This is a genomic window from Spongiibacter thalassae (assembly GCF_012272835.1).
GTDB classification, from domain to species: Bacteria; Pseudomonadota; Gammaproteobacteria; order Pseudomonadales; family Spongiibacteraceae; genus Spongiibacter; species Spongiibacter thalassae.
Genome location: NZ_JAAWWK010000001.1, coordinates 199,674 through 221,727 on the forward strand (window position 1 = coordinate 199,674; position 22,054 = coordinate 221,727).

The 22,054-nt window shown below is 52.9% G+C and carries 13 protein-coding genes; 3 read left to right on the forward strand and 10 right to left on the reverse strand.

Going from position 1 to position 22,054, the window contains the following annotated elements; translation table 11 throughout:
- Positions 1–119: 119 nt before the first annotated feature.
- The 6 genes from HCU74_RS00860 to HCU74_RS00885 form a co-directional block, all read right to left on the reverse strand.
- Positions 120–1,805 (reverse strand): arylsulfatase, encoded by a 1,686-nt coding sequence (locus tag HCU74_RS00860; protein WP_168448505.1) that lies wholly within the window; start codon positions 1,803–1,805, stop codon positions 120–122.
- A 263-nt stretch (positions 1,806–2,068) separates the two neighbouring features.
- Positions 2,069–4,303, reverse strand: a complete 2,235-nt coding sequence (locus tag HCU74_RS00865; protein ID WP_168448506.1) for a TonB-dependent receptor — start codon at positions 4,301–4,303, stop codon at positions 2,069–2,071.
- 593 nt (positions 4,304–4,896) lie between these two features.
- Positions 4,897–7,218 carry a TonB-dependent receptor gene (locus HCU74_RS00870; protein ID WP_168448507.1) on the reverse strand — a complete coding sequence of 774 codons (2,322 nt, stop codon included), beginning with the start codon at positions 7,216–7,218 and terminating at the stop codon, positions 4,897–4,899.
- A gap of 347 nt (positions 7,219–7,565) precedes the next feature.
- Positions 7,566–8,393 (reverse strand): alpha/beta hydrolase, encoded by an 828-nt coding sequence (locus HCU74_RS00875; RefSeq protein WP_168448508.1) that lies wholly within the window; start codon positions 8,391–8,393, stop codon positions 7,566–7,568.
- Positions 8,394–8,858: 465 nt separating this feature from the next.
- Positions 8,859–9,710: an enoyl-CoA hydratase-related protein gene (locus tag HCU74_RS00880; protein ID WP_168448509.1), complete on the reverse strand. Its 852-nt coding sequence runs from the start codon at positions 9,708–9,710 to the stop codon at positions 8,859–8,861.
- Positions 9,707–10,663, reverse strand: coding sequence for a nitronate monooxygenase (locus HCU74_RS00885; protein ID WP_168448510.1), 957 nt, complete (start codon positions 10,661–10,663; stop codon positions 9,707–9,709). Before HCU74_RS00885 ends, HCU74_RS00880 begins: the two co-directional genes overlap by 4 nt.
- 169 nt (positions 10,664–10,832) lie before the next feature.
- Here HCU74_RS00885 and HCU74_RS00890 point away from each other — a divergent pair, with 169 nt between their 5' ends.
- A complete protein-coding gene (locus HCU74_RS00890) occupies positions 10,833–11,606 on the forward strand; it encodes an enoyl-CoA hydratase-related protein (protein WP_168448511.1) in 774 nt (257 codons plus the stop codon).
- Between the two features lie 69 nt (positions 11,607–11,675).
- On the opposite strand, the gene HCU74_RS00895 is transcribed toward HCU74_RS00890, so the two are convergent.
- Both HCU74_RS00895 and HCU74_RS20240 read right to left on the reverse strand, forming a co-directional pair.
- A complete protein-coding gene (locus HCU74_RS00895; RefSeq protein ID WP_168448512.1) occupies positions 11,676–14,036 on the reverse strand; it encodes an enoyl-CoA hydratase-related protein in 2,361 nt (786 codons plus the stop codon).
- 89 nt (positions 14,037–14,125) lie between these two features.
- The gene (locus HCU74_RS20240; RefSeq protein ID WP_168448513.1) at positions 14,126–16,648 is read right to left on the reverse strand and encodes a CoA transferase; all 2,523 of its coding nucleotides are present in this window, start codon (positions 16,646–16,648) and stop codon (positions 14,126–14,128) included.
- A gap of 394 nt (positions 16,649–17,042) precedes the next feature.
- On the opposite strand from HCU74_RS20240, the gene HCU74_RS00905 reads away from it, so the two are divergent.
- A complete protein-coding gene (locus HCU74_RS00905; protein ID WP_168448514.1) occupies positions 17,043–17,972 on the forward strand; it encodes an NADP-dependent oxidoreductase in 930 nt (309 codons plus the stop codon).
- Positions 17,973–18,061: 89 nt separating this feature from the next.
- Here the strand turns inward: HCU74_RS00905 and HCU74_RS00910 are convergent, their stop codons facing one another.
- Complete coding sequence (locus HCU74_RS00910) at positions 18,062–19,126, reverse strand: phosphotransferase (protein WP_168448515.1); 1,065 nt, start codon at positions 19,124–19,126, stop codon at positions 18,062–18,064.
- The gene (locus tag HCU74_RS00915) at positions 19,123–20,205 is read right to left on the reverse strand and encodes a phosphotransferase (protein ID WP_168448516.1); all 1,083 of its coding nucleotides are present in this window, start codon (positions 20,203–20,205) and stop codon (positions 19,123–19,125) included. Before HCU74_RS00915 ends, HCU74_RS00910 begins: the two co-directional genes overlap by 4 nt.
- Positions 20,206–20,538: 333 nt before the next feature.
- On the opposite strand from HCU74_RS00915, the gene HCU74_RS00920 reads away from it, so the two are divergent.
- Positions 20,539–22,044, forward strand: a complete 1,506-nt coding sequence (locus tag HCU74_RS00920) for a class I adenylate-forming enzyme family protein (RefSeq protein WP_168448517.1) — start codon at positions 20,539–20,541, stop codon at positions 22,042–22,044.
- Positions 22,045–22,054: the final 10 nt, after the last annotated feature.

Here is a 22,054-nt window from a genome sequence, read left to right on the forward strand (position 1 = left end):
ATTGATCTCAATGTATTTCTATTTTCCAGTGAAGGAATGGCGTAATCGATTCCTTCAAGGCTGATCGGCACTTCTACGCAAGCCGCTACTGAAGCTTTACCGGTTTAATCGGGGTTATATCAATATGTCCACCACGTTTTTCCGGGTAGTACAATGTTCGCAGCTTTTTGGTATTCCTCCCATTTCCCAATCATTTTTTCGAGCATTTCCGGCTGGGTGGCTGCCAGGTTGTTGCTTTCAGAAGGATCGTTCGAGAGGTCGTACAGCTCCCATTGGTTTTCTCCGTAGGGTGGGGGCATCCGCAATAACTTCCAATCTCCGAATCGTACACTGTGCTTTCCAAAAAGCTCCCAGCCCATCATGGCTTTACCGCTGTGGACGGTATCGCTATTGCCGGATAGCATTTCCAGCATGGATTTACCTTCTATCGGGTGTACTTTTCGCCCGTTATAATATGACCCATGCCTATCTATTTCAGCGTAGTCGAGCAGCGTTGGGAAGATGTCCTTGACGCTGGCAAATTGGTGGAATTGCCGGTTTTTCTGAACACCTTTACCGCTAATAAAAGCAGGTGCGATTATTCCGCCTTGTGTAGGGAAACCCTTGTAAATTCTATGTGGTCCTATCGACGCGCGAGCCCAATGAGGCCCTAAATCGATGAAGGAGTTTGCCTTGCCGAGGTTCTCGTAACTATTGTCGCAGCAGTCTATTCCGAACATCGTGCTCAGTTCAATTAGTGGCACCAAATAATCCATTTCATGCCCTTCGGCGCCATTGTCGGATAGAAAGACAAAGAGTGTGTTCTCGTATTTCCCTACGTCTTTTAAATGCGACACGAAACGGCCGAAGGCGTTGTCCATGTCATCGATCATCGCAGCGTAAACTGCCATGCGCCGTGCTTCGTATTTTTGTTCTTCTGCAGTAAGGCTGTCCCATCGCTTCAGATCATCGTTTACATATGGATGGGGCTCTTTGGGACTGTCCAGGAGACCTTTTTCGACGAGCGATTGCATTCTTTGCCTGGCTAGTAGCTCGTAGCCCAGTCGGTACCTTTCTTCATACTTTTGAATCGTTTCTTGCTTGGCTTGCAGGGGCCAGTGCGGTGCTGTGTAGGCGAGAACTGCGAAAAATGGCCGCCCGGATGGCGCATCTTGGTCGATATAACTAATAAGCTTGTCAGTGTAAAAATCGCTGGAGTAGAAGTTCTTCGGCAAGCTTGCGTTCCGTCCATCTTCACGGTAGCGCGCTTTGCGCTGCAACGGAATAACTGGCAGTTCGTTGAAATGACCGGCTCCGCCTTCCAGTTGTACAAAGGATCGCTGAAAACCAAATACAGGTGGGCTATTTTCTGCGCCGTAGCCTAAATGCCATTTCCCTGCAATATAGGTATGGTATCCCGAGTCGAGAAAGACCTCGCTCAATGACGCGGCGCTTTTGTTAAGCTTTCCCTCGTATCCTTCGATGCCTTTCTGATTGGATGCAATAGTGTTCTCATTGAAGACACCAAGGCCAACGAGGTGGTTATCCACGCCTGTCATTAGCATTGCGCGGCTTGGTGAGCATGCTGCACCAACATGAAATTGCGAAAATTGGACGCCGTTTTTTGCGAGATTGTCGAGGTTGGGCGTTTCGATTTCGCTACCGTAGCTGCCTAAGTCGGTGTAGCCTAGATCATCCGCCACAACGACGACGATATTGGGCTTGTCCGCCACTTGAGAGACAGGGCTGCTGGGGAAAGGAACCTCTGGCAGCGCATCCTTGCTGGCATTGGGCTTGACAACAAATTGAAATACAGCGAAACCCATTAGCGACGCTATAGAAACAGTTAGTACGGATTTTTTCCAGCTAATTATCACCGTTCAATTCCTATTATGTTTTTGGTCATGGAAGTTGTGGGTCATAGATCTTTGCGGACTACATTTTACTTTAAGTGCATCATGCGGTCACGACCAATTTGGAGGTAGCGAGTTTCACGTTTTTTTTATTTTACAGCAAGATTATGCCTGGATGTGCAATCAGCTACTGCCTCGAAAGTGAGGCAGTAGCTGTATTGACAAGCGAATTGATACTAGAAGGCGTAGCGGAAATTCATAACATACATTCTCGGATCTTCCAGATTACCGAAGAATGAGCCGGGGACTATAAACTGCGGGCCACCAAAGTTGATCGTCCGCTCGTCTGTCAGGTTCAACGCCGACAGGCTGACACCCCATGTGTTGTCAATATTGCTCAGGCCGATGTTTGCATTGAATTTCCAATAGTCGTCCTGAAGCGTGGCGCTCTCCTGAGCTGGTGCAAAGTAATACTCGTCGCTGTATTTGGCATCAAGGCGAGCATTGAACACTAGGCTACCAAATGCCTTCGTATAATCGATAAACGCGCTAGCGCTGGTATCCGGGGCTGACTGCAAAGGCCTTCCACTGTAGTCTTCAAGTCCGTCGTCACTGGCCTGGCATTCTGCGGACTGTTCACTCTGAACGGTGGGGCACTGGCCCTGGTATTCGCGATAACGGGCTCGTAGGACGGCGGCGTTGACACCCAGTAATATTTCTTCGGTAGCGAGGAATGTGAGTTCCAGCTCAGCACCTTTACTCACGGAGCTACCGGCATTGCCTACGATAAAGGCGTCTCCGGAAAAGATTGACACCTGTAAGTCGGTAAAATTTGTATAGAAGATAGCGGAGTTTAGTCGTAGGCGCCGGTCGAACAATTCCATTTTGGCACCCAGTTCATAGTTCCTGGCGCGCTCTTCGTCGAATGCAAACGCATTAATATCACCCGATGCTTCAGAAGCATTGAAACCACCGCCCTTGGTTGCCCGCGCATGGGTGAAATACAGGTTTATATCGTCGTTTACAATCCATTGCAGATTGAACGTGCCGTCGGTGTTTGCCTCTTTTCGCGTTTGCGTCGGGTAATCGTATGCGTTAACGCCTGTTGCGTTGACGACTAATAAAGTAAGAGGGTTGTCCTCTGGCGTTTCCGAGCGGTAGTTGTTAATGGTTTGCACGGCAGACGCCGACTTTTCTTCAAACGAGCGACGTGCCCCCAGGGTGGCGCTGAAGTTGTCAGTGATATTCCAGGTTGCCTGAAAGAAGCCCGAGTAACCTTCGGTAGCTTCAAAATAGTCTCGTACGATGGTAAAGGCGAATTCCGGGAGCTGAAGGTCAATGTCCAGATTGGTGTTCGGTAGCACTAAATCTCGCTTCAAGTAATAAAGCCCGCCCATATAGTCTATGCGGCCGCCAACAGGGGATGTAAAGCGCAGTTCGTGTGATACTTGCTCAAAGTCTTCGTTATTGTTTGAGACCAGCAAAGTTGAGCCGCTTAAGTCGCCGTCTACGGCGATCATCCTGTCATACTCGGAATATCCACCAATGTAGGTGGCCTCAAACTCACCTATCTGCTGCGCGACGTTGAGCGTAAAGCTGCTGGCCTCCTGATTCAAAAAGCTGTCCTTCGCTTGGCCGTCAGTGAAATTTGTAGTGTCGAAAACGTAGTCTTCGCCTGCGGCTTCCTGTGCTGAGATAACAGCATTAGTAAAGGGAATCAACGCTGCATTTGTTTGTGTTGTGTCTCGGTCACGGTGGATAAGCTGGTTCCTGCCTCCTTTTCTATCGACTTTGCTCTGCTCAAACTTTGCCCATAGCTCAGTATAGTCAGACGGAGCCCAATCAATGATCAGGCGCGTAGCCTGAGCTGAAGAAGAATAATCGGATTCACCTGGGCCCTCCCCCCGATAGTCATTTTCTAAAAACGCTTTATTTTCTGCTTTTTTGACAACCAGGCGAGCGCCAAGACCGGCTGATTCGAGTACCGGGCCTGACAGAGTGCCGGAGAGTGTAGTGCTACCATAATTGGCCTCATAGCTGCTTTGAACGCTGCCTTCAAACTCCTCGCTGGGTCTGGCGCTGTGAATACTGATAGCACCTGCGATGGAATTCTTACCAAAAATTACGCCTTGAGGTCCGCGCAGCACCTCAACACGCTGCACATCTAAAAATGGAATTTGGAACTGCGGCCCGCGGCCAGCGTATATACCGTCGACGTAAAGCCCCACACTTTGTTCAAACGCATAATTGCCCGCGCCGGAGCCCAGGCCACGCATCGAGATAATGTTGGAACCGGGTGATTCGCTGATATTCAGGTTTGGCACGATAGTCGCCATTTCCTCAAGAGTCGAGATGCCGTTTTTTTCCATTGCTTCAGCAGAAACGGCGTTGATCGACACCGGTACGTCCTGGATGCTTTCGCTACGTTTTTGGGCCGTAACAATAACCTCTTCTAGTTGTGGTGCGCTCATTACATTTGTCGAGCTAAAGGACATTATTGCGAGACAAGTCGAAATGATTTTATTTATCGGTGTGGGTCTCATTTTTATCGTACCTTTGCGGTTAAAGAGATTACGAGTTTGTAAAAATATTCGGTAATTATTTGCTATTTCAGTGCTCTGCTTATCGTCTTTCTGATGATTCTGTCGCGCAGCAGGTCAAATCTGGAAATAACGGACTGTTTGAAAACAGCCGGGTTAAGCTGGAGCTTCACAAAATTATTCTTGGTTACAGTGCTTGGAGGCATTGCTCGGATGCTCATTAAGCAACCAATTTCGCCACTCCAAGCCAAATGCTTCTGCTTATGAGGGTTCAGGTTGCCCAATAATGCACTAGTGCATGATCATAGGTCAACACCTGCTGCACCGTTGCTTATAACTTGTTTGGTGAGTTCGAGTGGTGGTTAGAGGCTTTTCTTATATGGGATGTCTGTCATCACTGAAGTAGCAGAAAAGGCAAGGGAAAGGTAAAAGGCGAGGAAAAAAGGCAATTGCAGCTGAAATGGTGACATATTGCCACCGTTTCATCGATGAAACGGTGGCAATATTGAGTTACTTCACTAACGCTAGAAGGCGTAGCGGAAATTCATAGCATACATTCTTGGATCTTCCAGATTTCCAAAGAATGAGCCGGGCACTAAAAACTGCGGTCCACCAAAGTTGATCGTCCGCTCGTCTGTCAGGTTTAACGCCGCCAGACTGACACTCCAGGTATTGTCAATATTGGCCAGGCCTATGTTTGCATTGTATTTCCAGTATGCCTCTTGAAGGGTAGTGGACTCCTGGGCTGGTGCGAAGTAATACTCGTCGCTGAATTTGGCATCAAGGCGAACATTGAATATTAAGCTGTCAAAGGCCTTTGTGTAGTCGATAAAGGCGCTCGCGCTGGTATCCGGTGCCGCCAGCAAAGGCCTTCCTCGGTAGTCTTGAAGTCCGTCTTCACTGGCTTGACATTCCGCGGATTGCTCACTCTGAACAGTTGGGCACTGGCCTCGGAATTCGCGATACCGGGCTCGTAGAACGGCGGCGTTGACACCCAGTAATATTTCTTCGGTAGCGAGGAATGTGAGTTCCAGCTCAGCACCTTTACTCACGGAACTGCCGGCATTTCCTACGATAAAGTCGTCTCCGGTAAAGGTCGACACCTGTAAATCGTCGAAATCTGTATAAAATACCGCGGTGTTAAGTCGTAGACGGCGGTCGAACAGTTCCATTTTGGCACCGAGCTCGTAGTTCCTGGCGCGCTCTTCGTCGTATTCAAATCCATCAATATTGCCCGACGAGTCAGAGGCATTGAATCCGCCACCCTTAGTTGCTCGCGCATGGGTGAAATACAGGTTCACGTCGTCGTTTACAACCCACTGCAGGTTGAAAGTGCCGTCGGTATTCGCTTCTTTTCGAATTTGTTCGCCATAGTTGTAATTGTTGGTACCTGAGGCGTTAGCGACTAATAAGGTAATGGGGTTGGTGAGTGGCTCTTCCGAACGGTAATCGTTAAGGGTTTGCACGGCAGATGCCGACTTTTCTTCAAAAGATCTACGAGCCCCGAGCGTGGCGCTGAAGGTGTCAGTGATATTCCAGGTTGCCTGGAAGAATCCTGAGTAGCCTTCGGAAAATTCAAAATAGTCTCGTACCATGGTGAAGGCGATACCCGCGCCGCCCGGAAGTTGGGTCTGCAGATCAATGTCTACATTGGTGTTCGGGAGCACTAAATCCCGCTTCAAGTAATAAAGTCCGCCCATATAGTCTATGCGGCCGCCTAATGGGGAGGTAAAGCGTAATTCATGTGAAACTTGTTCAAAATCTTCGTTATTGTTTGTGACCAGTAGATTCGAGCCGCTAAAGTCGCCGTCTACGGCGATCATCCGGTCATACTCAGAATATCCGCCAATGTAGGTGATTTCAAACTCACCCATCATGTGTGCTGCATTGAGGGTAAAGCTGCTGGCCTCCTGATTCAAAAAGCTGTCGTTCCCTTGGCCGTCTGCAAAATTTTTGGTGTCGAATTTATAGTCTTCACCTGCAGCTTCTTGTGCGGCGATTATGTTATTAGTAAACGGCAATAATATTGGGTCAGTTTGTGTGGTGTTTGGATCACGGTGAATCAACTGAAACTTGACGCCTTCTTCATCGACAGTGCTGTGCTCAAATTTTGCCCACAGTAGAGTATTTTCAGTTGCCGCCCAATCCACAAGCAGACGTATAGCTTGAGCCGAAGAAGCGTAGTCGGGCTCACCTGGCCCCTCTCCATTGTAATGGTTTTCTACAAAGGACTTATCTTTTGTGTCGCTGACAACAAGGCGCGCGCCAAGGCCGGCTGACTCGAGAGCTGGACCCGATAGAATGCCGGTGAGTGTCGTGCTTCCATAGTTCGCTTCATAGCTGCTTTGGATAATGCCTTCAAACTCTTCGCTGGGTCTGGCGCTGTGAATACTGATAGCACCTGCGATAGAGTTCTTGCCAAAAATTACACCTTGAGGCCCGCGCAGCACTTCAACACGCTGCACATCTAAAAATGGAATTTGGAACTGCGGTGAACGCCCCGCATAAATTCCGTCGACATATAGACCCACGCTTTGTTCAAATGAGACATTTCCTGCGCCAGAGCCCAGACCACGCATCATAATTATGTTGGCATCGGGTGAGTCACTTATATTCAGGTTTGGCACCAGGGTGGACATCTCCTCGAGGTTTGAGATGCCATTTTTCGCCATTGTTTCTGCAGAAACAGCATTGATCGAAACAGGGACATCCTGAATGCTCTCGCTACGTTTCTGGGCGGTAACTATTACCTCTTCCAGCGCGGGGGCGCTGAATGCCACGCTGCTTGCCAAAGTCAGCGTCGAGGATAGTGCTAGCTTAGTATATTTATTGCTTATTGGTTTCATAGTCCTTATTAGCTCTATAGTTATTCCTGATAACCATAATATAGGACAGGTATTATTGTAATACAATAACTCAGGGTGTAGAAATTATGATCTGCCGTCCCGGCACAAGACGATGGCGTGGCTTTGAAGCTTCAAGAATCATGTTTGACAGTGAAACCTGCATGAATTGCATCACTGGATCTCATTAAATAACGCCATGTCAATTACAGGCTGGAAAATTGACTGTGTGAGAGGAGGGCGCGCAAGGTTATGCCGCGGATAGAATCCCGAGCCAGTCGACAAGGTGACGCCTTGGCGACTGCTTTGGAAAAAGCGGGCACTATTGCCCGCTACTGGCTTCGTGTGTGCTAGGAGTTTTCGATGCAGAAGTCATGTATGCAGCTGGAATACTCTTCTGTATTAAAAAGCATAAGCTGGTGGGTAGCGTCTTCAAATATTTTAAGCGTCACCGGCCCGCCAATTTCGGAAACTATAAGCTCTAGTCCACCGTCCGGAATATTCGGGTCTTTCGAGCCCGCCGTATACAATACTGGCTTGGTGTTTTCGCTCAGTGGTACGGGGGGAACGTAGTTCATGATTGACGCCCAGGAAGCGGCGTCGTAAGACCATGTATTCAGCGGGTCCTGTCTTTTGGCTTCGGCGGCGCCCTTGTAGCCGTAGTCCTCGTCAAAATCGAAAAACAACGGTAGGTCAATGCGTAAGGCTCGGCCAAATTGTGCCAGTAACTGCTGAACAGGCTCACTGCGCCAGGCTTCGGTCATTGCCTTGATTGTGGGGCTGCCGGGAACCGCAAGCGAGCCCATGCAGATAACGCCGGATAGGTCTGGGCTATCGATGGCAGAGATCGCTGCAGAAACTCCGAGGCTGGACCCCAGCGCAAAAACGGGCAGGCCGGTTTTTGCCTTGACGTGGGCGGCGAAGTCGCGAGTACCCTGTGCCCACTCTTCCATGCTGAACTGGCCGCGCGGACGGCTTGTGGTAGAGCGTCCGTGGCCAGGGGCGTCGAAACTCCAGATTTCAACGCCTTTGGCTGCATGGTGTTCACAGAAGGTATTGTATATTCCACCGTGGCCGCCCAAGCCGTGTGAGATCACCAGGGCATATCGGGACTCTTGGTCATCTTCTGCATACCTAAGGGCATGTAAGTCGTTCAGTACATGTGATTCGATTTTCATTATTTGCCTCCAGTCATCTCAGCATAATATTGTATTACAATAATACCTAAGTCAACAAGCAAGGGGAGCGGGGCGCATTCGGTTTGACGTGGAGAGGTGAATTTATATTCACATTCTGGGTAAGCCCTTTGCCAAGGGGAGCTTAGACATGCGCGCAATCCATGCAGAATTGGCGTTCCCGGGTAAAGAGGTGGGTTGATCGGAGATTCGAACTAGAGTATTCAGGCCATCGCTGAGATGTTGGCTTGGCGCCGGTTCGCGCTGATTCGATTCAAAGCGCCGTCGGCGATAGCACCCTCCACACCGAGAAGCAGGGGGAGGGGCGATGATTGTTGCCGCCGCTGGCGGGCGCACCCTCCAGCAAGGAATCTATCAATGTGCCCTGTTTTATTATTTGGCGCCGTGGAAAACTCTTTACGCTCTGGGCTGTCGGGGATTAGGCTCAAATAGAGTTTATTTGGGGAGCTATGTTCCCTGAAAAACAGGCTGTCGCTTCTCGAAAAACGCTTTTATCGCCTCTTTGCTATCGTTGGTTGAGCCGGATCGGTTTTGATTGATGCTTTCCATATCCAGCGAGATGTCGAGCTCTTTTTCCATCGCGATACGAACGTTTTGCTTCATATAGGCAAGTGAAATGGGTGCGGAGTTCGCTAGTTCGATCGCCAATTCCCGCGCGCAGGAAGAGGCCTCGTCGGCTGAAGTGTACTGCGTGGCAAGTCCGAGAGTGTTGAGGGTCTCACCATAAATGGGTCTGTTTAGCATGAGGACTTCCTTTGCTTTCGCCGGTCCAAGGTTCTTGGTGAGAAAGTAGGATATGCCGAAGTCGCCGGAATAGCCGACCTTTACGAATCCACTGGTCAATTTGGCGGTGTCGGCGACTACCCGAAAATCACATGCCAGCGCCAGCCCAATACCCGCGCCAACCACGTTCCCCTTCAATACGCTGATAACGGGTTTGGGCATGGTGTGAATAATGCGAGCTACTTCGGCGTTACGACGTAGCCAGCGAGTCATCAGTTCTGCTGAAACTGGGCCTCGTTTTGCGGCGCGAAGTTCGGCAGCGGCTTTTTCCTCGGCGCTAAGCTCGGTTGTGTTGTTGGCGTCTTTGGCGGCTGCAATGTCGCCGCCAGCGCAAAAGTCCTTGCCCACTCCCTGCAATATGACGCAGCGCACTCGAGCGTCTTCTGTGGCGTCGTTCAAGGCATCCAGAAGTGCACGCATCAGGTTTGGGTTGAGCGCGTTGCGATGCTTTGGCCGGTTCAAGGTCAGGGTGAGTATGTTATCGCTAAGGTCCTTTAGCAGAATATCGTCTGTCATAGCCGGTTACCGTATTCGTGGACGGGATTGGTGAAAGTGCTGTGGTATTCCTGTTGCAACCGTTGCACGAGCAGTGCTGTAGAGGGGACATCCTTGATCAAGCCGATGCCCTGGCCAGCACTCCAAATGTGCTTCCAGGGTTTGACGCCCTCGGGCAAATTCGGAATATGTGGTGCTTTGGGTGGAGGCGGGTTATTGGGGTCAATGCCCACAGAAGCCATCGAAGCTTTCAGGAAATTGCCGGGCATCCCGGCGACTGAGTCGGTATACAGTACGTTGCTACTGTCCTCATCAACCAGCATCTGCTTGTATTCTGGCGATGCCATGGACTCCTGGGTCGCAATAAACCGTGTGCCCATGTAGCACAAATCTGCCCCCAGTACCTGAGCAGCTCTGATTGATGCGCCGTTTGAGATAGACCCCGCCAGGCACAGTATTCCGTCGAAAAATTCGCGAATCTGCGGGAGAAAGGCGAAAGGATTGAGTAATCCCGCGTGGCCTCCCGCGCCGCCGCAAATGACATTGATCCCATCGACGCCTACCTGGGCGGCTTTTCGGGCGTGGGCGAGCGTGGTGGCGTCATGAAATACACGACCACCGTAGCCGTGTACACGCTCTACGACTTCCGTAGGGTCGCCTATCGCGGTAATAACGATAGGCACCTGGTAGCGTTCGATCAGCGCCATATCGGCTTCCCAGCGCTTTCCGCCAAATTTTTTGGTCGAGCAGTTCACCGCTAGGGGGCCGGCATCCGGCGTGTTGCCGATTGCTGAATAGACCTGCTCCAACCATTGTTCAAACAGCTCAGGGTTTCGCGCATTCAGTGCCGGTAGCGACCCAATTATGCCAGCTCGGCACGCCGCGATGGCGAGCTCGGGCCCACTCACCAAAAACATCGGGGCAGCAATCACCGGGAGAGTTATTTGCTGCCGAAGGTCGTTCGGAATTGCCACTTTATTGTCTCCGTTGTAGCAAGGCGTCAGGACGCGAAAATCTCTTTAAGCATACAAAGATAACTAAGTATGATATATATTTGTGGTCGAAGTCAAAGTGCAGGACACAGGACTTACTCAAGAAGGCAAATAACTCAGGGTGCCGCCGCCGGTAGCCAGTGGAGGAAAGATGGCAAGTTTGAATGTCGAGATAGAGCAATTTGTAGCTACGGTAACCTTGGATCGACCACCGGTGAACGCAGTGGATAATGCGACGCTGCTGGAAATTCGCGACGTCTTCACCCGTCTTGGGCGAGAGAAAGATGTCCGCGCTATTATCTTTACCGCGGCGGGAACCCGTGCGTTCATGGGGGGCGCAGATCTGGAGGAGATTGGCAGCGCGGCAAACCAGGAGCCCGAGTACATAACCGATCCCGGCAAGGTCGCTCGCGATGCCATGTGGGCAATCACTGACTGCTCTGTACCCGTAATAGGAGCAATCAACGGCCCGGCTATTGGCGCAGGGGTCGCGTTCGCTGCCTGTTGCGATATGTTGCTGGCGGCGGAAAATGCGAGTTTCGGAACCTTGGAAATCAATGTCGGTTTGTTGGGCGCAAGTGCTCACCTTTCGTTGCTCGTCGGTCGGCACAAGGCGAGGGAAATGTTTTTCCTTGGGGAAAAAGTCTCGGCGGCAGAGATGTACCGCCTTGGCGCAGTGCGCAAGGTCGTACGGAGCGAGCATCTTATCGATGAGGCTCGACAGCTGGCCGCGCGGTTGGCGGAGAAAAGCCCTATTGCAATGCGTCTGGCCAAGGAGTCAATGAATCGTGTGGAGGGATTGCCGCTGAAAGAGGCGTATCGCACCGAGCAGGATTACACCGCGCGGTTAATGAACTATGAAGACTCCCGGGAAGCCAGGGACGCCTTTTTGGAAAAGCGGCCGCCGGAATGGCGGTGGCGTTAAAAGCGCGGGAAAGCGGGAGCTGGAGCTAGCTCCTGTTCCCGCTGTTACTCGGTAGTATCTGCGGTTTGCTTAGTGATTTTTCCAATTTGGTTTGGGCTTCTGGGAAAACGCCATGATTCCCTCAAGCATGTCGTGGCTATTTATCAACTCGTCAAGTTGTGGATAGTCGTGGGCAATGGCTTCGCTTTCTGATGCAAAATCCTTCGCTTCGTTCATGTATTCCAGTGACAGTCTTACCGAGGTGGGCGAGGCTTGCAGTATTTCTTCGGCGACTTGTCGTGCCGTAGCCAGAGCCTGACCGGCTGAGGCTTTGCGACTGACCAGTCCGTAGTGCAGAGCTGTGTCGACGTCAATACTGCGACCGGTGAGCACCATGTCAGAGGCAATTTTTTCAGGGAGTTGCCGCGGTAATCGCACCAGACCTCCCATGGCGGCAATGACACCCACTTTGACTTCACTTAAAGCAAACCTTGCGGTCTCGTCGGCGACAACAATATCGCAGGCAAGGCATATCTCTAACCCACCGCCCATGGCGTGGCCGTTTACGGCTGCAATAACCGGTTTGTTTCGGGTCTTGCGGGAGGTGAGGCCGGCAAAGCCCGATAGTGGCATATATACGGGTTTACCCGATGCACTGTACTTAAGGTCATTGCCCGCACAGAAGGCCTCGCTACCGGCGCCAGTGAGGATGCAAACCCAGAGGCTTGAATCGGCGTAATAGGCGTCGAAAATACTTTCCAACTCCAGGTGCGCCGGCGGATGCAAGCAGTTGCGCGACTCGGGCCGATTAATCGTGACCTGCAGCAGATGTCCCTCCCGCTTCACCTGGCAAAACTCGTAGCTCTCTCGCAGCGCCGGGGCGTGCTTGGGAAAGCGTTGGGTCAGCGAGGCTTTATCAAACGCAAAGCGATTACCCCTGGGCGTAGGCTCAACATAAATGGTCATGCCAACGGGTTCCCGCTCGGAGAGGAGTCTTTGCAGGGTTTCTGTGTCGTCAATCTCGGGGGTGGCGAAAAAACGTTCGCTGCTCTCTTTAAGAGAGCCGATAATCACCGCCTGGCTGGGCGCGCCTTTCTTGTAAATGACAGTGAAGCTATCAATAACTCCCACTCCCTTTGCGTTCACGGATACACGTGCGCCGGGCTGCTGATTGAGTTGGGATTGCAATTCCGCGCTGTCACACACCTTGAACTCGGTTGGCGTTGTTGAATATATCCCTACCGAATATTTGGACAGTGTGCCGCCGTTTGCACCGACAAAGCCGAAACTGCCGGGTTGATGACGCAGCCGCTGCGCGGTGGAGCAGATGGCATGCATACTATAATTATTGCCCGCACCACCAAAATAGGGGAGGCCGCCGGTTACCGTGAGGCCGCGAGGGTCGTCTATCTTAAGTCCCAAGCCGTCACATACGTTCAGTACGGCAATTGGAAAGCAGCTGTAGAGATCGATACAGGAAAGTTCATCAGCTGAAATGCCTGCGTATTCGAGGGCCTTGCGGCTGGCAAGTTGTGCTGCCGGAGAGGCACCCAGGTCAGGACGCTCAATGAGGCTTTTTTCTGACAGGTCGGTGTAGCCGTGCAGAAACACCATTTTGTGCTCGTCAATACCCAGCTCCCGAGCTTTGCCAAAGGATGTCAGTAGCACGGCGGCGCCCTGGTTGACTTGATCTCGTGCCACCATACGGCGGGGATAAGGATCCGCGATCATGCGGTTATCCTCGTTAATAGTGGCGAGTTGCTCGGCGGAGTAAATTTCCTTTGCCATGCTGTGAGGATTGTCGGCGGCAACCGGGGTGAAGCGGGCGAAGAGCTGGGCCATATGGTCAATATAATCGTTGCGCGATAGGCCCAGTCGAGCACGCCGGGCGTTTTCCGCAAGGGCGTAACTGGGCGGGGCAGCCGTTAAGCCGTGGGCCATTTGGTAGCGAGTGTTGATATTGCCGATGCCCGCGCCGCGATCTTCAAACGCTTCGTCAAGGGTCTCGGACCAATCGGCATTTTGCTGCTGGGTAACGAGGTGGCGTACGGTTGAAATCGCTTCTGCACCGGCCAACAACACCATGCTGGCATTACCTGCTGCAATTTCCTCGCAAAACTCGTTCACCAGGTGCTGGGGGCTTTGTCCTCCAGCGACCTCCAGCACGCAGCGTTTTGGGGAAATGTTGAGGTGCCTGGCGATGGAACCCGGGAAGTTGTTCGATTTGCCGAAGGGCCCGCTAAGCGCAACCGATGTGTCTTCAAATGTGCGGACAGCGGCTATGGTATCGATATGGGGAGTCAGGGCGTCTGCAGACAGGGCGTCATTCAGTGCCTGTTTGCCAGCGGCTACCGCCAATTGAACGTGGCTCATCGCCTGGTAGTTGCTGTCATTCAGCCTTTCGCTGTACTCGCCGACGCCAATAATAACGGGCGTATTAGGTTTTACCATTACATCGTTTCCTCATATTCGGCCCAGTGCCATATACTGGGCGCTGATCGTTCTGCGACCGCGATAACGAGCCCATTCAAGGCGATTCATTAACCTCGAAGCGCGTTGATCTTCACCACCAGGCTGGCGCCTGCCCGGGCTGCGAAAGTTTTGAACTTTTGGGATTTCGCACCTTTTTCGGCGGAATTTCCTTGTTCCAGCACTCCTTTGGCGATGAGTTCATCAATCTCGTCGTCGCTTAATTGCAGGACTTCCCGAGCAACCGCGCGAGTGTGCTCGGCGCGGGCCGGTGCGCGCCGAATATCTGGCTCCGGTAGCGTTTCTGAATGCCCAACGGGGCCGTTTTCAGTTTCCAGTGGCCGGCCAGCTGTCGGCTGTTGAAGCACCCGGAAAAATTTTCGGGCCTGGAAGTGCTCGTCAACGATAAACTCCGACAGGCGGAGCATCTTGCCAGCAGGTACGCCGACAGACTGACATTGCTCCATCACCTCTTGAGGGGTTCTGTCCTGACACCATCGGCGTACTTCTGCCTCCAGCTCTTCGCGCCGGGCGAGCCGTCCATCGCAGGTGCTGTAGTCGTGATTGCTACTCAGGTCAGGTCTGTCCATCACCTTACACAGCGCTTGCCATTGCTGGTCATTGGTCACACTTATTGCACACCACTCGTCATGTCCCCAGCAGGGGAATATTGAATTAGGTGCATCAAATTCATCGCTATTGCCTTTGGCAACCATCGAACCGGGTTGGAGTGATTCCCTTAAAAACTCAGTGGCCAACACATTCATAATGCATTCAGCCTGAGAGAGATCAATAAATCCGCCCTTGCCGGTTCGTCGGCGTTCAATGAGTTTTGCCAGTATCGCCACGGCGCTGACTCTGGCGACGAAGTGGTCGGGGTAGATCGTCACCCCGTCGCCGTATCCATCTGCTTGATCGGGGTAGCGCCACAGCCCCGTCAACGAGGTGCTGGCTCTGACCAGTGGGCCGTAGCCCATCGTTTTTGCATTTGGCCCGACGCTGCCCATCGCGCTGCTCTCGGCGCATATGATGCCCGGGTTAATGTGCTTCAGCGTTTCATAGTCAATACCCAGCGATTCTGTGGTTCCAGGCTTGAAATTTGTCAGGACAATATCGGTTTTTTTTACCAGTTCATTGAATAAATGCTTGCCCTCGTCCGAGCGTAAGTTCAGCCCCAGTGAACGCTTGCCCCTGGATGCTTGCGCGAAAGGAATGGATACCGGGTTACCATCAAATGATTGCCGCAGGCCGTCGCCGAAGGCTCTATTTTCGAGTTTGATGACGTCGGCGCCCTGGTCGGCAAAGAGTCGCCCGAGTTCGCCACCGGCGACAATAACCCCGAGGTCGAGCACGCGGATTCCCTCCAGCGGACGTCGCCCTATACTTTGCTTTTCCGGCGTCGGTTCGAGTGGTTGCGCAGGTTTATTGCTTAACACTTCCGTATGTTGACCGACGGTTGGGCACGGCGTTCTTGCGCCGATGCGCCGTCCATCCATGCGCAGGTAACCCGAAGGCATGAGGCCCTTTTTTGTGCCTGCGTCCACCTCGGTAAACAGCTCTCGCGCTGCAAAATGCGAGTCGTTGAAGAGCTCGTGAGGCAGTGCCAACGACGCGATGGGAATCCCTCTTTTTCGCCCCTCATCGACAAGTTGTGCGCGGGTCTGGTGTTTAAAAAGCTCTGCAATAAGGGCGTTGATCTTGTCGATCTTCATTAGTCGCCCGGCGGTGCCATCATACTTTTTATGCTTGAATGGGTGGTCTGGTCCGAGCCATTCCGACATCGCATGCCATTGCCTGGGGTTGAGTACGCACAAGCGGACGGCGCCATCAGCACATTGAAATACCGGGTACATCAGTGCGACGGAAGGGAGTTCGCCTGGCGTAAACTCGACGAGGGGACGGCTATGAGGGGCTGCCTCCACCGCAGTGCGTCCGGCGGAGGCGCTGCCGGTCGCGCCAACTCCCGGGTCGAGTAATTGAGCGACCGCGTCATTGATGGAGAAATCCAGTAAATCGCCCCTACCAACGAACTGCCGCTGCCAGTAGGCTAGCAAGGCCACCCAGGCAGCCTGCACTGATGCTGTTTCCAGTGCCATGTCGCCGGGGGGTAACAAGGGCTCCCGACCGGCGCGGCCCGAGCGAGACAGCATAGTGCCCAGAGCCATGTGCACCGATTCCGTAGCAACGTAGCTTCGCCGTGGCCCCGCCAAGCCAAAGTCGGTAATGCTCAAGTATAAAAGCTCTGGATGCGCCTGCCTCAGGGTTGCTACGTCGAGTCCGAGACTGGATAAGTAATTGGGTGCACTGCCATCCAGTAAGATATCTACCGAAGGCAATAGTGTGAGCAACTCTTCTCTGCCGGCCTGACTGGCAAGATCGAGGGTCAGGCTGAGCTTGTTCAGATTGTGGGCAATAAAGTGCAGGCTGGCGCCATCATAAAGTGGCGGCTTGGCCCGTGAGGCCATTCCCGCCGGGGGCTCGACCAGGATGACCTCCGCACCCAGGTCGGCCAGCAGTCGGCCGCAGCCCTGACCGCGCTGGTCGCAAAAGTCCAGAATTCGTATGCCCTCAAGGGGGAGCGAGGTATCTTTCACTTGTTCGGCCTCTTATTGAAATAATGTGAAACAGCTAATTGGAGGGCGGTGTGAATGGCGGAGTAGGGGAGTTTCCCCGAAAGCCGCCTGTACTCCCGGGTTGAGTGGTACAGGCTTTCCCGGTACTCGGTCATCCATTCAGCGGCCACCGCCATCATTTTCTCTGGCAATTATGAGTGGCTGTTATATTCTGCAAACCAATACGTTAAACTATAACTAAGTATTCTATTTAAGTCACGACCTTGGTGGTGCAGGTCTCGCCGAAGTAGTCAGTGGTTGCTCCAGGTTTGCGTGGCCAGCTTGCTCGCGTTAACACACTGCTATTGCGCCAAACGGCACCGTAAAGGCAAATGGTAAGGCCGCCGGTCAACGGCGTTGATAGGAGAAGTCTGCAATGAAGCGCATCATGCTGGATAACTATAACAGCCCCGCCGACCTCAAATTACGCAATGCAGAGCGCAGGCCGCCCAAGGCCGGGGAGGTTAGCATTCGAGTGGTTTCAGCATCGGTTAACCCTGCTGACTGGAAGATCTGCGAAGGGTTTTTGAAAGACGTTTTGCCCAAATCATTGCCTTTCTGTCCCGGGCTGGATGTGTCCGGTGAGGTGGTTGAGGTCGGCTCCGGGGTGACTCGGCTTCAGGCAGGCGATCGAGTCGTTGCAGCACTGACCCCTATGGATGAAGGCACTTACGCAGAATATGTCACGGCAAATGCTGATTATTTCGCCGTCGTACCCGACGCTCTGAATTTGATAGACGTGGCCGCTATTCCGACGGCAGGTCTTACGGGGGTGCAGCTCGTCAGGGACGGGTTGGGAGTAAAGTCCGGGCAGCGAATACTTATTACCGGCGCGACGGGCGCCGTGGGGCTTGCAACGGTTGTCGCAGCAAAGGAGGCTGGAGCATTTGTGATTGCGGCGGTGCGCGATAAGTACCGCGAACGCGCGGCGGCTATTGGCGCTAATGAAATCTTCGCCGTCGATGACCCTTCTTCATATGCTGCGCTGGAGCCGGTGAACGGAATCGCTGATACCGTCGGCGGCGCTCTGGCCGACAGTCTGATGTCCAAAATCAAGCCCGGTGGTTGTTTATCTACGGTCGCGACCAGTCCCATCAGCGCTGCGCCCCCCATCGGGGTGGAAGTGAGTCAGACATTCTTTGTGCCAAGTGCCGCTGACCTTGAACAAATTATGGGGTGGATGGTGGGTAAGCGGCTGACTTTTCCCGTTGCGGCGCGTCTTCCTTTGCGCGACGCGGCCGAGGCGCAAGACATGGTCAAGCGTGGCGGACTCAATGGCAAGGTGTTGCTGATTCCTGATTCCTGATTCCTGATTCCTGAATTTATCGATTTAAACCCGGCACTCCTTTTGGGGTATTGTTGGCCGGGTTACATAGACGTAAATCACGTCTCGCCCTACACGATGCCCCAGTCCAGGCCAGCCATGGCATAGCGCACGGCGTAGGCAGTGTTTACCGCTTCGGTCTGGAAGGTGGGTTCATTAATCAGAAAAATAAAGAGCCCCCACACAACTTCCCGACGAAGCGCGTCCCACGCCTGGTCAAAGTCCGGTGTGCTGATGCCTTGCTGCTGTAGAGCGTTCAGATAAACTTCCAGCAATGGGCGGTCCCAGCGACGTCTATCGCATACGTCTAAAGCCGCTATCAAGTGGTAACACACTTCATAGTGCCAGGGGCCCTGCCGTACCTGGGGGTCGAAAAATCCAGGAGTACCGTCTGCGTCGATATAGAGATTCCCCAGATGAGTGTCGCCGTGAAGAATACTGCGAGGTTGCCCTTCATGGTATTTTTTGAGTGCCAATAGTTTTTCCCGCAGCCATTCCCTGTCGTGAAAGGCCCGCGGCACAGCGGCGCCCCGTGGTAAGGCCAGCAGTCGATTCCATTGCTCGGCTGAAAGGTAGAAATCGATATAATCCATCACGCTATCAGTAAAGGGAATGTCGATATTTCCCAAAACCCCGCCGGGTTGGAATTCAGGGGAGTTCCAGCTTTGCCCGTGGTAGCGAGCCATGGCCCGCAAACGGTCTGCCACTTGCTGAAAGCTATGAGTTTGCAGCGGGTGGCAGAAGGTCACGCCGCGGGCCACGAGATCCTCCATGATGATAATGCTCTGCCAGGAATCCGGATCGGAGTCCGCGTAGTAGCAGGAGGGTGAGCGTAAATCCACATGCTGCTGAACCAGAGCATAAAAGCGATTTTCCGCGACATACGCACTGGACATGGCTTCGCTATGGGCTTCGAATCCGCCTTTGACGATGAGTCGGCCCGGAAGCCCCATATCGAGCCCCGCCTGATTATATTTTACAGCGACGCGAACTTTGGTGGTCGTACCGGGAATAACGTCAATGATTCGACTGTCAGTGACCGTAACACCGGGGAAGCGTATCGATAGGGCATTGCCTATCCACTCGGCATTCAGTCCTTTCAGGTTCAAGGGCATAGGAAGGTCAGGTCGGCTCATCGCAATAATTCCAAAGTGTTGTGGTCAAGGGCTGCTATCGCAAAACGATTGGCCAATGGTGCGTTATTGCTGAAAGGTTGCAGGTCTTCGGTATTGGTGATCCAGAAAAACAGACCGTACAGATTCTGCTTTCGGTAGGCCGTCCAGGCTTCTTCAAAGGAGGGTGTCGCGCACTTTTTTTCCAGAAGCGAAAACTCTTTTTCAAGGCTAGCCAAATAGTGGCGCAGGAGGTCTTGCTCCCACTCCCTTCGATCAGCAATGTCGAGGGACGACACCAGCGCATAGTTCAGATCATGGCTCCAGTGCCCACGACGAACACATTGCCAGTCGTAAAGGCCCGGTGTGCCGTCGGGCTCGAAGTAGATGTTGCCGATATGGGGATCGCCATGGAGCAGGCAACGAGGTTCCTGATAATGGAGCTGCATCAGTTGCTCCATTGCCGGGGCGATATTGCGAATATCCAGCAGTCGTCTCGGCAGTGCCAGGGCATGGGGCTGCATACAGCGCTGCGACCAGGTCTCCGGCTGGCGCATGGCGTGGTAGTAGCTTCCCCGTGGCCCATCCGATAGCGGGTCATCCGCCCAGGCAAACTCGGTGTCCAGTGTTGGATGCTGCCACCAGCGGGCATGAAGTGCTGCGAGTTGTTCTGCTATCTGTTGCGCAGAGCGCTGGCTGACGTCATAGGCGCCGCAACCAAATTCCACCTTTTTGGCCAGCAAGTCTTCCAGCAACAAAATGCCCTGTGACTTGCTGTCCAATTGCGCGTAGTAGCAAACAGGGGAGTTAATATTTAATTCCGGTTGAAGGTCGCGGTAAAAGCGCACCTCGTCGGTGTAGATGCCGAGATCGGCCATATACTGGCGGTCGTTGGTGAAATTGCCTTTGACCCAAAGGCTTCTCGGCGCATTGCCCTGCTGGTCGTGGTAATCCAGCGTCAATTTCGCCTTGGTGGAAGTGCCCTGAATAATCTGATCTACAGTGCGAGAGCGAACATTTACGCCGGGGAAATCATTCTGCAGGGCCTGTGATAGCCACTCGGTATTGATGTCATCCAGTGTGTTCGGAAGAGATTGCTGCATGGCTTATTGTCTCCTTTATTGCGTCGTTCCAGTTGTTATGGTCATTCAATTATTGTTGTCAGGCGTTTGCCGCTGTTGGGCTGATGCTGCGGTACTGCAAATACACGAACGCAATTGAACAGAGTCGCGTTTGTGAGACTTTCTCTCGTTGGTTCCCTCCCCCAGCCGAAATCCAAAAAGTGCATAACGAAACAGAAGGCTGTGACGCCCCCTCTGGGCTTAATGCTGTGTATCAATATATCTATTGTTGATTAAGAGATAACTTAGTAATACAATTAATCCATTGCGGCGTCAACCGATGTAAAGGCTGCTTGCTGGCCTTGGGAGAATGTTTTGATTAAAAGTGAGCTCGCCGCTCAGATAGAGCGAGTATTGACCCTTGATCCCAGCCGAGCCGCTGTGGAATATCGTGGCAAAGGCTTTAGCTGGGGTGACATTGGCAACGCAATGTCCTGCGTGAGCACATGCCTTGATCGAGCGGAACTGGGAGATGGTGCTGCGGTGGGCGTAGTGGTGAGTAACTCACCACAAATGCTGGCTGCCGTCATGGGCGTGATCCTCAGTGGTCGCTGCATGGTGACCATTAACCCGCATCAATCTGCCGAAGCGTTGGCTATGGAGTTGCGCAGGCTACAGCTCCCCTCTGTGGTCGTTGACGAGGTCTGGGCGGAAAATCCGCTATTGCTGTCGGTAGTTCGGGAGATCGGTTGTCAGCTGATCGTTACCCGTGGTTCGGCATTGGCTGAAAGCGTAGCCGAAAAGGTGACGGCCCCGAATAACGTCTTTCACCAGTCACTGCCAGACACTGCAATGTTGATGTTGTCGAGTGGCACTACTGGTCCTGCGAAGCGCATCGCCCTGAAATTCAAAAACTTCGAGCACGCAATCCTGGGTGCGACATTTTACGAGGCCGGCAATGCCGGTGAGCTTTCTCTGAAACGGTCGCTGGCATTCAGCACGCAGCCATTGGTGCATATTGGCGGCATCTTTACCGCCTTTATGAATCTGGTGGTAGGGCGTGGAATTGTCATGTTCGACAAATTCAATGTGCAGGACTGGCATGCCGCGATTATTCAGCACAGGCCCAAGCTCGTGTCGCTGGCACCCGCCGCCATTCGCATGATCTACGATGCAGGCGTGCCGGTGGAGGACCTCTCCAGCTTGATTGCGATTCGTGCCGGGTCGGCGCCGCTGTCGCCTGATTTTGCCGACGCCTTCAAGGAGCGCTATGGCATTCCCATTCTGGACTCCTACGGCGCGACTGAATTTGGTGGTGGCGTTGCCGGGTGGACTTGGCCTGACTATCAAGTATTTGGCGATCGCAAGCGGGGCTCGGTAGGGCGAGCGAACCCCGGTATCTCTTTGCGGATTGTTGATGAAGACAGCGGGAGTGTCCTGAGCTCGGGGGAGAAAGGCCTCCTTGAGGTACAAGGCAAGCAAATAGGCGATGGTGACTGGGTGCGTACAACAGACCTGGCAAAAATAGACGAGGATGGCTTTCTCTACATTTTGGGGCGCGCCGACGACGTCATTATACGCGGTGGATTCAAGATTTCGCCCCAGACCGTCGTCACCGAGCTGAAGCAATATCCCGGCGTGCTGGATGCCGCGGTTGTGGGCCTACCCGATGAGCGCCTGGGGCAGTTGCCGGTAGCGGCGCTTGAGCTGGAGTCTGACGCCAGAAAGCCCGATGAAAGTGACGTTCGGGATTTTCTTAAACAGCGAATGGTTGCCTACCAGGTGCCAGCGAGAATTCTGGTAGTCGATGAGTTACCCCGGACACCGTCCATGAAAATAAGCCAGCCTGGCGTAAAAGCATTATTTAACAATCACCAGTAAACTTCCAAGG

Excerpts from the sequence above, each read along its gene's own strand:
- HCU74_RS00860 (WP_168448505.1), bottom strand. The coding sequence starts at position 1,805 with ATGGGTTTCGCTGTATTTCAATTTGTTGTCAAGCCCAATGCCAGCAAG.
- HCU74_RS00865 (WP_168448506.1), bottom strand. The coding sequence starts at position 4,303 with ATGAGCGCACCACAACTAGAAGAGGTTATTGTTACGGCCCAAAAACGT.
- HCU74_RS00870 (WP_168448507.1), bottom strand. The coding sequence starts at position 7,218 with ATGAAACCAATAAGCAATAAATATACTAAGCTAGCACTATCCTCGACG.
- HCU74_RS00875 (WP_168448508.1), bottom strand. The coding sequence starts at position 8,393 with ATGAAAATCGAATCACATGTACTGAACGACTTACATGCCCTTAGGTAT.
- HCU74_RS00880 (WP_168448509.1), bottom strand. The coding sequence starts at position 9,710 with ATGACAGACGATATTCTGCTAAAGGACCTTAGCGATAACATACTCACC.
- HCU74_RS00890 (WP_168448511.1), top strand. The coding sequence starts at position 10,833 with ATGGCAAGTTTGAATGTCGAGATAGAGCAATTTGTAGCTACGGTAACC.
- HCU74_RS00895 (WP_168448512.1), bottom strand. The coding sequence starts at position 14,036 with ATGGTAAAACCTAATACGCCCGTTATTATTGGCGTCGGCGAGTACAGC.
- HCU74_RS00905 (WP_168448514.1), top strand. The coding sequence starts at position 17,043 with ATGAAGCGCATCATGCTGGATAACTATAACAGCCCCGCCGACCTCAAA.
- HCU74_RS00910 (WP_168448515.1), bottom strand. The coding sequence starts at position 19,126 with ATGAGCCGACCTGACCTTCCTATGCCCTTGAACCTGAAAGGACTGAAT.
- HCU74_RS00915 (WP_168448516.1), bottom strand. The coding sequence starts at position 20,205 with ATGCAGCAATCTCTTCCGAACACACTGGATGACATCAATACCGAGTGG.